The 8,793-nt window shown below is 66.0% G+C and carries 12 protein-coding genes; 8 read left to right on the top strand and 4 right to left on the bottom strand.

What is annotated here, in order from left to right; genetic code table 11:
* The 3 genes from H3O04_RS31395 to H3O04_RS31385 form a co-directional block, all read left to right on the top strand.
* Window positions 1-323, top strand: a 323-nt coding sequence (locus H3O04_RS31395) for a 4Fe-4S dicluster domain-containing protein (protein ID WP_202589171.1), incomplete at its 5' end; no start/stop codon positions are given.
* Window positions 324-371: 48 nt separating this feature from the next.
* The gene (gene bktB, locus H3O04_RS31390) at window positions 372-1,565 is read left to right on the top strand and encodes a beta-ketothiolase BktB (RefSeq protein WP_202589170.1); all 1,194 of its coding nucleotides are present in this window, start codon (window positions 372-374) and stop codon (window positions 1,563-1,565) included.
* A gap of 38 nt (window positions 1,566-1,603) precedes the next feature.
* Window positions 1,604-2,458, top strand: a complete 855-nt coding sequence (locus H3O04_RS31385) for a 3-hydroxybutyryl-CoA dehydrogenase (protein ID WP_105797942.1) — start codon at window positions 1,604-1,606, stop codon at window positions 2,456-2,458.
* A 71-nt stretch (window positions 2,459-2,529) separates the two neighbouring features.
* Here H3O04_RS31385 and H3O04_RS31380 read toward each other — a convergent pair whose 3' ends face one another.
* Complete coding sequence (locus H3O04_RS31380) at window positions 2,530-3,195, bottom strand: TetR/AcrR family transcriptional regulator (RefSeq protein ID WP_124592384.1); 666 nt, start codon at window positions 3,193-3,195, stop codon at window positions 2,530-2,532.
* A gap of 95 nt (window positions 3,196-3,290) precedes the next feature.
* Between H3O04_RS31380 and H3O04_RS31375 the strand changes: the two genes are divergently transcribed.
* Together H3O04_RS31375 and H3O04_RS31370 are read left to right on the top strand one after the other, a co-directional pair.
* Window positions 3,291-4,115: an NmrA family transcriptional regulator gene (locus H3O04_RS31375; protein WP_202589169.1), complete on the top strand. Its 825-nt coding sequence runs from the start codon at window positions 3,291-3,293 to the stop codon at window positions 4,113-4,115.
* Between the two features lie 2 nt (window positions 4,116-4,117).
* A complete protein-coding gene (locus H3O04_RS31370; RefSeq protein WP_202589168.1) occupies window positions 4,118-4,603 on the top strand; it encodes an anthrone oxygenase family protein in 486 nt (161 codons plus the stop codon).
* A gap of 20 nt (window positions 4,604-4,623) precedes the next feature.
* On the opposite strand, the gene H3O04_RS31365 is transcribed toward H3O04_RS31370, so the two are convergent.
* Complete coding sequence (locus H3O04_RS31365) at window positions 4,624-5,424, bottom strand: AraC family transcriptional regulator (protein ID WP_027811579.1); 801 nt, start codon at window positions 5,422-5,424, stop codon at window positions 4,624-4,626.
* Between the two features lie 90 nt (window positions 5,425-5,514).
* Between H3O04_RS31365 and H3O04_RS31360 the strand changes: the two genes are divergently transcribed.
* Together H3O04_RS31360 and H3O04_RS31355 are read left to right on the top strand one after the other, a co-directional pair.
* Complete coding sequence (locus H3O04_RS31360; protein ID WP_202589167.1) at window positions 5,515-6,423, top strand: DMT family transporter; 909 nt, start codon at window positions 5,515-5,517, stop codon at window positions 6,421-6,423.
* Window positions 6,420-7,391 (top strand): ATP-binding protein, encoded by a 972-nt coding sequence (locus tag H3O04_RS31355; RefSeq protein WP_202589166.1) that lies wholly within the window; start codon window positions 6,420-6,422, stop codon window positions 7,389-7,391. The genes H3O04_RS31360 and H3O04_RS31355 overlap by 4 nt, the downstream gene beginning before the upstream one ends.
* An 8-nt stretch (window positions 7,392-7,399) precedes the next feature.
* On the opposite strand, the gene H3O04_RS36380 is transcribed toward H3O04_RS31355, so the two are convergent.
* Window positions 7,400-7,591 (bottom strand): hypothetical protein, encoded by a 192-nt coding sequence (locus H3O04_RS36380; RefSeq protein ID WP_237666500.1) that lies wholly within the window; start codon window positions 7,589-7,591, stop codon window positions 7,400-7,402.
* Between H3O04_RS36380 and H3O04_RS36375 the strand changes: the two genes are divergently transcribed.
* The gene (locus H3O04_RS36375; protein ID WP_237666499.1) at window positions 7,565-7,894 is read left to right on the top strand and encodes a hypothetical protein; all 330 of its coding nucleotides are present in this window, start codon (window positions 7,565-7,567) and stop codon (window positions 7,892-7,894) included. The genes H3O04_RS36380 and H3O04_RS36375 overlap by 27 nt on opposite strands.
* Before the next feature lie 164 nt (window positions 7,895-8,058).
* On the opposite strand, the gene H3O04_RS31345 is transcribed toward H3O04_RS36375, so the two are convergent.
* Window positions 8,059-8,793: hypothetical protein (locus H3O04_RS31345; RefSeq protein ID WP_202589165.1), on the bottom strand; the 735-nt coding region annotated here is incomplete at its 5' end.

The following is an 8,793-nucleotide window of genomic DNA, read 5'->3' as shown; positions in this document are numbered from 1 at the left end:
CGGACGGCAAGCTGACGTTCGACCGGCTGTCGTCGGTGTTCATCTCGAACACGAACCACGAGGAGAACCAGCCGGCGCACCTGACGCTGAAGGACGCGAGCGTGCCGGTGAACGTGAACCTGCGCACCTACGCGGGGCCGGAGGCGCGCTTCTGCCCGGCGGCGGTGTACGAGTTCGTGAAGAACGACGACGGCGGCGATCGGCTCGTGATCAACGCGCAGAACTGCGTGCACTGCAAGACCTGCGACATCAAGGACCCGACGCAGAACATCGTGTGGGTCACGCCGGAAGGCGGCGGCGGGCCGAATTACCCGAACATGTAACACAACGCATCCCCGCGCCCGCGGGCGCGAACGAACCGGAGTGAGACGATGAGCAATGCAGCGAAGGAAGTCGTGGTGGTGAGCGGTGTCCGTACCGCGATCGGTGATTTCGGCGGCAGCCTGAAGGATTTCTCGCCGACTGACCTCGGCGCGAAGGTGGTCGCCGAAGTGCTGTCGCGCGCGAACGTGTCGGGCGATGCGGTCGGGCACGTCGTATTCGGCCACGTCGTGAACACCGAGCCGAAGGACATGTATCTCGCACGCGTCGCGGCGATCAACGGCGGCGTCGCGCAGCACACGCCGGCGCTGACCGTGAACCGCCTGTGCGGCTCGGGCCTGCAGGCGATCGTGTCGGCCGCGCAGACGATCATGCTCGGCGATGCCGACGTCGCGATCGGCGGCGGCTCGGAGAGCATGAGCCGCGCGCCGTACACCGTGCCGGCCGCGCGCTTCGGCCAGCGCATGGGCGACGCGAAGCTCGTCGACATGATGCTCGGCGCGCTGCACGACCCGTTCCAGACGATCCACATGGGCGTGACGGCCGAGAACGTCGCGAAGAAATACGACATCTCGCGTGACGCGCAGGATGCGCTGGCGCTCGAATCGCATCGTCGCGCGGCGCGTGCGATCGCGGAAGGGCGCTTCAAGGACCAGATCCTGCCGATCTCGATCCGCACGAAGAAGGGCGAGGTCGCGTTCGATACCGACGAGCACGTGCGCCACGACGCGAGCGCGGACGATTTCACGAAGCTCAAGCCGGTGTTCGCGAAGGAGAACGGCACCGTGACGGCCGGCAACGCGTCGGGCATCAACGATGCCGCGGCCGCCGTGCTGATGATGAGCGCGGACGCCGCGCGCGCGCAGGGCGTGAAGCCGCTCGCCCGCCTCGTCGCGTATGCGCACGCGGGCGTCGATCCGGCGTACATGGGTATCGGCCCGGTGCCGGCCACGAAGAAGGCGCTCGAACGCGCGGGCCTGAAGATCAGCGATCTCGACGTGATCGAAGCCAACGAGGCATTCGCGGCCCAGGCGTGCGCGGTCACGCAGGAGCTCGGCCTCGATCCGGCCAAGGTCAACCCGAACGGCTCGGGCATCTCGCTCGGTCACCCGATCGGCGCGACCGGCGCGCTGATCACGGTGAAGGCGCTGTACGAGCTGAAGCGCATCGGCGGGCGTTACGCGCTCGTGACGATGTGCATCGGCGGCGGCCAGGGGATTGCGGCGATCTTCGAGAACATCTGATAATCGACCGCTCAGCCTCCGAATACACAGGAATCGTCATGGCCATCGAAACCGTCGGCGTCGTGGGCGCCGGAACCATGGGTAACGGCATTGCGCAAACCGCCGCCGTTGCAGGACTGAACGTCGTGATGATCGACGTCAGCGACGCCGCGCTCGACAAGGGCCTCGCGACGCTCAAGGGCAGCCTCGAGCGGCTCGTGTCGAAGGACAAGCTCGACGCCGACGCCCGCGATGCGGCGCTCGCGCGCATCACGACGTCGACCGACTACGCGAAGCTCGCCGCCGTCGACATCGTGATCGAAGCCGCGACCGAGAACGTCGAGCTGAAGGGCCGCATCCTGAAGCAGATCGAGGCGGTCGCGCGTCCGGACGCGATCATCGCGACCAACACGTCGTCGATCTCGATCACCGCGCTCGCGGCGCCGCTCGCCGATCCGTCGCGTTTTCTCGGCATGCACTTCTTCAACCCGGTGCCGCTGATGCCGCTCGTCGAGATCATCCGCGGGCTGCAGACGAGCGACGCGACCGCGTCGGCCGTGCGCGCGCTGACCGAGCGTTTCGACAAGTCGCCGATCGGCGTGCGCAATTCGCCGGGCTTCGTCGTGAACCGGATCCTGGTGCCGATGATCAATGAAGCGTTCTTCGTGCTGGCCGAAGGCATCGCGTCGGCCGAGGAGATCGACGCGGGGATGAAGCTCGGCGCGAACCACCCGATCGGGCCGCTCGCGCTGGCCGATCTCGTGGGCCTCGACGTGTGCCTCGCGGTGATGGACGTGTTCGTGAAGGACTTCGGCGATCCGAAGTATCGTGCGTGCCCGCTGCTGCGCGAGATGGTGTCGGCCGGGCGGCTCGGGCGCAAGACCGGGCGCGGGGTGTACGACTACAGCAAGTAAGCGGCGCTTCATCCCACTTCGCGCGGCCGCCTTCGGGCGGCCGCTTGCATTGTGCGGCACGCATGGCGCGATCACGCGTCGAGCACCGCCAGATCGCGCGGCAGCATGCGCTTGAACATCGTGAGCAACTGCCGCGCCGCCTTCGGCGGCAGCGTGATCGCGTGGCGCACGGCCGCCGCGATCTGGATCATCATCAGCTCGGCGAATGCGCTGCGCTGCGCGCGGGTCGTGTCGGGCGCGACTTCCGCCAACGCATCCGCGAACAGGCCGGCCAGGAATTCTCCATCCGCGCGGTCCAGCGCCTGCAGCGCGCGATCGGCCTGGGTCGCGCGCCAGATGTCGCGCATCAGCGGCTCGTCGACGAACATCCGGTAGTAGCTGTCGGTGATGCGCGCGAGCGTGGCGTGCAGATCGTCGATGGTTTTCATCCCCGCGAGGTCGCGCCGCACGCAGTCGTGCCCGACTGCGTTGTAGCGCTCCGCGAGCGTGCCGATCACGGCCGCCTTGTCCGGAAAGTACTGGTACAGCGAACCGAACGAGATGCCCGTGCGTTCGACGATGTCGCTCATCCGGAACGCATCGCAGCCTTTCTCGATCATCACGTCCGACGCGCACGCGAGGATGCGCTCGAACCGCTCGCGGCTGCGCTGCTGCGTCGGTACCAGCCGCGCGCGCGCCGGCGCGTCCACTGCCGCCGCGTCGGGCTCGTCGTTCTGCCCCGATTTTTGTCGGCCCATGCCGTCTCCCGAAAAACTTGACGTTGCTAATGCGAGAGTCTATCGTGTTTTTAAAACGCGAGACATTCTCGTGTTTTTCAAAAAAGGAGACGCACATGTCGGCCCTTCCCATCCTCATCGTCGGCGGTTCGGGCAAGACGGGCGCCCGCGTCGATGCCCGGCTGCGCGCGCGCGGCCTCGCGACGCGGCCGGTGTCGCGCACGTCGGCCGTTCGCTTCGACTGGACGGCGCCCGAGACCTGGCCCGCCGCGCTCGACGGCGTGTCGGCCGCCTATGTGACCTACCAGCCCGATCTGGCCGTCGAAGGCGCGGTGGAGGCGATCGCCGGATTCGCGCGGCTCGCGCGGGGGAGCGGCGTCGAGCGCGTGGTGCTGCTGTCCGGGCGCGGCGAGCCGCGTGCGCAGGCGGCCGAGGCTGCATTGCAGGCGTCGGGCGTGGGCTGGGGTGTCGTGCGCGCAAGCTGGTTCAACCAGAACTTCTCCGAGGGCTATCTGCTCGACGGCGTGCTGGCCGGCGAAGTCGCGCTGCCGGTCGGCGCGGTGCGCGAGCCGTTCGTCGATGCGGACGACATCGCGGACGTTGCCGCGGCCGCGCTCACCGATGCGCGGTTCGCGGACCGCGTGATCGAGGTCACCGGCCCGCGCGCGCTGACGTTCGCGGAAGCGGTCGGCGAAATCGCGCGGGCCGCCGGGCGGCCGATCGCCTACCGTGAGATTCCGCACGATGCATTCGTCGCGGGGCTGAGCGAGGTCGGTGTGCCGGAGCCGGTCGTCGCGCTGCTCGACGACCTGTTCGACGGGGTGCTCGACGGGCGCAACAGCGCGGTGACGCACGGGGTCGAGGCCACGCTCGGGCGCCCGGCGCGCGATTTCGCCGACTATGCGCGCGCGGTCGCCGCGACCGGCGTATGGAGCGCCTGACCATGATCGCGTTCGTGACTTCAGCGTTGCTGTGGGGTTCGGCCATTGGCTGCGGGTTGATGGCCGGCGTGTACTTCGCGTTCTCGACGTTCGTGATGACGTCGCTCGGACGGCTCGCACCGCAGGCCGGCGCGGCCGCGATGAACGCGATCAACGTCGACATCGTGCGTTCGCCGTTCATGCCGCTGTTCCTCGGCACGACGCTGATGGCGCTCGCGCTCGTCGTGATCGCGATGTTCGATCGCGACTCGCCGGGCGCGATGGCGGTGCTCGCCGGCGGCGTGCTCTACGTGTTCGGGATGTTCGCGGTGACGATGGCCGTCAACGTGCCGCTCAACGATGCGCTCGCCGCGGCCGATCCGGCCACGGCGCAAGGCGCGGCGCTGTGGACGCGCTACCTGCACGACTGGACGAGGTGGAATCACGTGCGCACGGTGGCGTCGGCCGCCGCATGCGCATGCTTCATCGCGGCAATCGCGGCGCGCTAGCGGTATCGGCAGCGCGGCCGTTACGCGTAAAACGCCGACGGCGACATCCCGAAGTGCCGCTTGAACATCGCGGAGAACGCGCTCTGGCTGCTGTAGCCGTGATCCATCGCGACGGTCAGCACTTTCTCGCCGTGCGCCAGACGCTTGAGCGCGAGCAGCAGCCGCGCCTGCTCGCGCCAGCGGCGGAAGCTGAGCCCCGTCTCGCGGCGGAACGCGCGATGCAGCGTGCGGACCGACAGGCCGAGCAGGTCGGCCCACTCGGCGATCGTGCGCAGGTCGTCGGGCGTGGCGACCAGCGTGTCGCAGATCGTCCGCAGGCGCGCGTCGTGCGGCCACGGCAGGTACAGCGGCAACAGCGGCGCGACGGTCACTTCGGCAAGCAGCAGGCGCATCAGGTGATCGTGGCGCGAGCCCGGCGCGTAATCGAGCGGCACGTCGACCGCGGCGAGAATCAGCTCGCGCAGCAGCGGATGCACTTCGACGACGCAACTGCGCGCGGGCAGGTGCTCGACCGCGCCCGGTTCGACGAACACGGTACGCATCTGCACGTCGCCGCTCATCTGCACCGTATGATCGAGGCCGGCTTCGAGCCACACGCCGCGCGTCGGCGGCACGACCCACGACGCGCCTTCCGATTCCACGTGCATCACGCCCTCGATCGCGTAGAGCAATTGCGCGCGTCGATGACGGTGCGGCGCGATCGACGTGCCGTGCACGTACGTGGCCGCCATCGCCGACACGGGCATCGGCGTCGATTCGTAGCGCAGGTGCGCAAACGGCGGGGTGGACTCGCGTGTCCGATTGGCGACAAGTCGTGACATTTTGGCGTGAGACAGGCAGTGGGCGGGCGGGCACGATGGCGTTCCGATTCACGCCAGCCTCCCTGTCACGATATTAATCCGTCAAACGCGATGAACAAGTCTCCTTTTCTGCTCCCCTTCTGCGCGATCGCGCTGTGGGCCGGCAACGTCGTCGTGTCGGAGCTGTCCGCCTCGACGATCGACCCGTCGGCCATCACGTTCTACCGGTTGCTGCTTGCGGTGGCGCTGATGAGCGTCTTCACGCTGCGCCCCGCGTGGCGCAATCGCGCGGGGCTCGTCGCGCACCTGCCGAAGCTCGCGACGCTCGGCTTTCTCGCGATGGCGCTGTTCCAGAGCCTGTCCTACGAGGCCGCGAAGACGACCAGCGCGACCAACATGGCGATCATCACCGCGCTCGTACCGCTGATGACGATGCTGCTGAGCTCGCTGCTGCTCGGCGATCCGCCCGGCGCCGGCATGATCGGCGGCGGGGTGCTGTCGCTCGCGGGCGTCGTCTACCTGATCGTCGAAGGGCATCCGACGGCGATCGCCGCACACGGCGTGCATCCGGGCGACCTGCTGATGCTGGCCGCATCGGCCGCGTACGCGCTTTACGGCGTGCTGCTCAAGCGCTGGCGCATCGGCGCGCTGCCGGCCTGGCAGTCGACCTACGTGCAGGCGCTGGCCGCGCTCGTATTCATGGTGCCGATGCTGTTGCGCTTGCCCGCGCAGGCCGCGTGGCCGACGCGCGCGAGTGTGCCGCTGATCCTCTACGCCGGCGTGCTGGCGTCGGTGGTGCTCCCGTATCTGTGGATGCAGGGCGTGCGGCTGCTCGGCCCGAGCCGTTGCGCGATGTTCATGAACCTGCTGCCCGTGATGACGGCCGCCGGCGCGATCGTGCTGCTCGGCGAATCGCTGCGGCTGTATCACCTGATCGGCGGCAGCGTCGCGCTGCTCGGCGTCGCGATCGCGCAGCGCTTTCCGTTTCAGGCCGGCGGGGCGCAAGGAGTCCGTCAATGAGCGCCCATCCCGACATGCAGGACCTGGTGGCCGCGCTGCCGGACGGACGGGCGTCCGTCGCCGCGCCGGCGCTCGCGCGTCAGCTCGAACGGATCGCGACCGCGCTCGAGGCGCTCGCGGGCACCCGCCCGCCGGCGGCCGTCGATTTCGATGCGGCCATCGCGTTTCGCTGGCGCGGTTTTGGCGCAGGCCATCAAACGGCGCCGCTCGAACCGATCGCCGCGCCCACGCTCGTCGCGTTCGACGCGCTGCGCAACGTCGGCCGCCAGGCGGCGATCGTCGAGCGGAACACGCGGCAGTTCGTGCACGGGTTCGCGGCCAATCACGTGTTGCTGACCGGCGCGCGCGGCACCGGCAAGTCGTCGATCGTGAAGGCGTGCCTGCATGCGTTCGCGGCGCACGGTTTGCGGCTGATCGAGGTCAGCAAGGAAGGGCTGAACGATCTGCCGGCGATCGTCGAGCTGGTGCGCGCGCGGCCCGAGCGCTACCTCGTGTTTTGCGACGACCTGTCGTTCGAGGCCGGCGAGACCGGCTACAAGGGGCTCAAGACGGTGCTCGACGGCTCGGTCGCGAGCGACCTGTCGAACGTGCTGGTGTACGCGACGTCGAATCGGCGCCACCTGATGCCCGAGCAGACGAGCGACAACGCGAACGTGACGCGCGCGGAGAACGGCGAGCTGCATCCGGGCGACGCGGTCGAGGAGCGGATTTCGCTGTCCGAGCGCTTCGGGATCTGGGTCACGTTCTACGGCTTCACGCAGGACGAGTACCTTGCCGTCGTCGAGAGCCGCCTCGGCGCGGCCGGTTTCGATGACGCGCAGATTCGTGCGGCGCGCGAGCCCGCACTGCAGTGGGCGCTCGAACGCGGCGCGCGCTCGGGCCGTATCGCGGTGCAATTCGCGCGCGATTACGCGGGACGGCTCGCGGACGAAAGCGGCGAGGGCGCGCCCGTGCGCCCGGCTGCCTGAGCCGCGCGCTACAGCAGCCGCTCGGACAGCACGCGGAATGCGACGTCCGGCACGACGAAGCACAGCGGCTCGCCGGTCGCGCCGATGCGGACGAGGAAGTCGCCGCCGCCGATGGGCCCGACCGTTTTCAGCGGCCGTACCGCGTCGACGTCGATCGGCAGGTCGATCGACGCATGGGCAAGACGATCGCAGTCTTCCACATGGGCGACGGCCGCGTGCTGCAGCGACAGCGCGGCGACGGCCGCGCGCCAGTCGTCGAAGAACGGCGCGAAGGCGTCGGGCAGCGTCCGGTCGTGCGACGCCTCGGCCGTGCAGCGGAAATCGGGCGCGCTGCCGCCGCTGCCCGCCAGCCGCGTGTCGTAGCGGCCATCGCTTTGGGTGACAATTATTGTGGAAAATTTGAACGCGTAGATTACTTGTCAAATAAAGAGCAGGATGATCGAAGACAAAGAAATATAATTATGGAAAATTACGACGATGGAAAAACGTGTGGATATTTCTAATAAGAGGAATGTTATGTTGTGTGCGTCGATATGCGCGGCAAGGTCGCATGCGATGCGGTTGTGGGTGGCGATTTGGGTTGGTGGGATGCTATTGGTGAATTACTAATAGTCTGGCTGGTCTGGGAGTTTGCTCTGGTGCTGGGTTTGACTGGCGTTGGGGGATTTTAATTTTGAGAATTTGTTTGCTCGGGGGATTTATATGTTTTTTTGAACTCTAAGATTATTTGATCAGCCAACGCGCTGATTTTCTGAGTCCGCCAAAGGCTGGCCTTTGAGATAATGTTGCTTGTTGTTATGGCGGAGTGCTTTAAAACAAGTTGTTCAAGTGCCCATCGAAGCTGTCTTTCTCTCAGGTTGCTATTTGATGATTTAAATGCGGCATGGAGTTCGGTGTGTTTATTGATGGTTATTCTAGCTTGGGATATCGTTAGGTTGGAGTTTTTTGCAAGATCAATCAAGCGAATTGCGTGTGGGCATCCGAATTCATGCGAAAAAAGTCGCAGGGATTCAAAAAGAAGCGAAGCCCGTTTGAGGAGGAGGGGGCTTAATGTATTCCTCTTGTTCCGGGCTTGGGGTGCGGCCTGACTTTTGATCGTAGCTAGCCAATCTCCATCTCGAATAATTGCGCGATGGTACACCGGGGAATAAACAATAACGTGCCAGGTTTGTGAGGTGTTTCCTTTGTGATGGAGTGTAGTATTGATTTTTTCTCGATCTTCTTGTATCGATGGCAGTCGATGAATCCATCGGCGCATTGATTCGGGGCGCTGAAGCTGAACCCAATTTTGATCAAAAATTCTTAATAACCAATACCATCTATACTGGATCATTGAGTTAAATGGGCGATGTTTGGTCGTGATGTATTCTGTAAATAACTCGCGTGCTTTTGGAATGCTGAC

The sequence above is a fragment of the Burkholderia sp. KCJ3K979 genome, from assembly GCF_016759955.1.
GTDB classification, from domain to species: Bacteria; Pseudomonadota; Gammaproteobacteria; order Burkholderiales; family Burkholderiaceae; genus Burkholderia; species Burkholderia orbicola.
Note: the sequence above shows the minus strand (reverse complement) of the source record. Positions and strands in the feature narration are given on the sequence as shown.

Bases quoted from the DNA above. Each gene is read 5' to 3' on its own strand.
- H3O04_RS31365 (WP_027811579.1), bottom strand. From the start codon at position 5,424: ATGTCACGACTTGTCGCCAATCGGACACGCGAGTCCACCCCGCCGTTT.
- H3O04_RS31355 (WP_202589166.1), top strand. From the start codon at position 6,420: ATGAGCGCCCATCCCGACATGCAGGACCTGGTGGCCGCGCTGCCGGAC.
- H3O04_RS31375 (WP_202589169.1), top strand. From the start codon at position 3,291: ATGTCGGCCCTTCCCATCCTCATCGTCGGCGGTTCGGGCAAGACGGGC.
- H3O04_RS31380 (WP_124592384.1), bottom strand. From the start codon at position 3,195: ATGGGCCGACAAAAATCGGGGCAGAACGACGAGCCCGACGCGGCGGCA.
- H3O04_RS36375 (WP_237666499.1), top strand. From the start codon at position 7,565: ATGGGCAAGACGATCGCAGTCTTCCACATGGGCGACGGCCGCGTGCTG.
- bktB (WP_202589170.1), top strand. From the start codon at position 372: ATGAGCAATGCAGCGAAGGAAGTCGTGGTGGTGAGCGGTGTCCGTACC.
- H3O04_RS31360 (WP_202589167.1), top strand. From the start codon at position 5,515: ATGAACAAGTCTCCTTTTCTGCTCCCCTTCTGCGCGATCGCGCTGTGG.
- H3O04_RS31370 (WP_202589168.1), top strand. From the start codon at position 4,118: ATGATCGCGTTCGTGACTTCAGCGTTGCTGTGGGGTTCGGCCATTGGC.
- H3O04_RS31385 (WP_105797942.1), top strand. From the start codon at position 1,604: ATGGCCATCGAAACCGTCGGCGTCGTGGGCGCCGGAACCATGGGTAAC.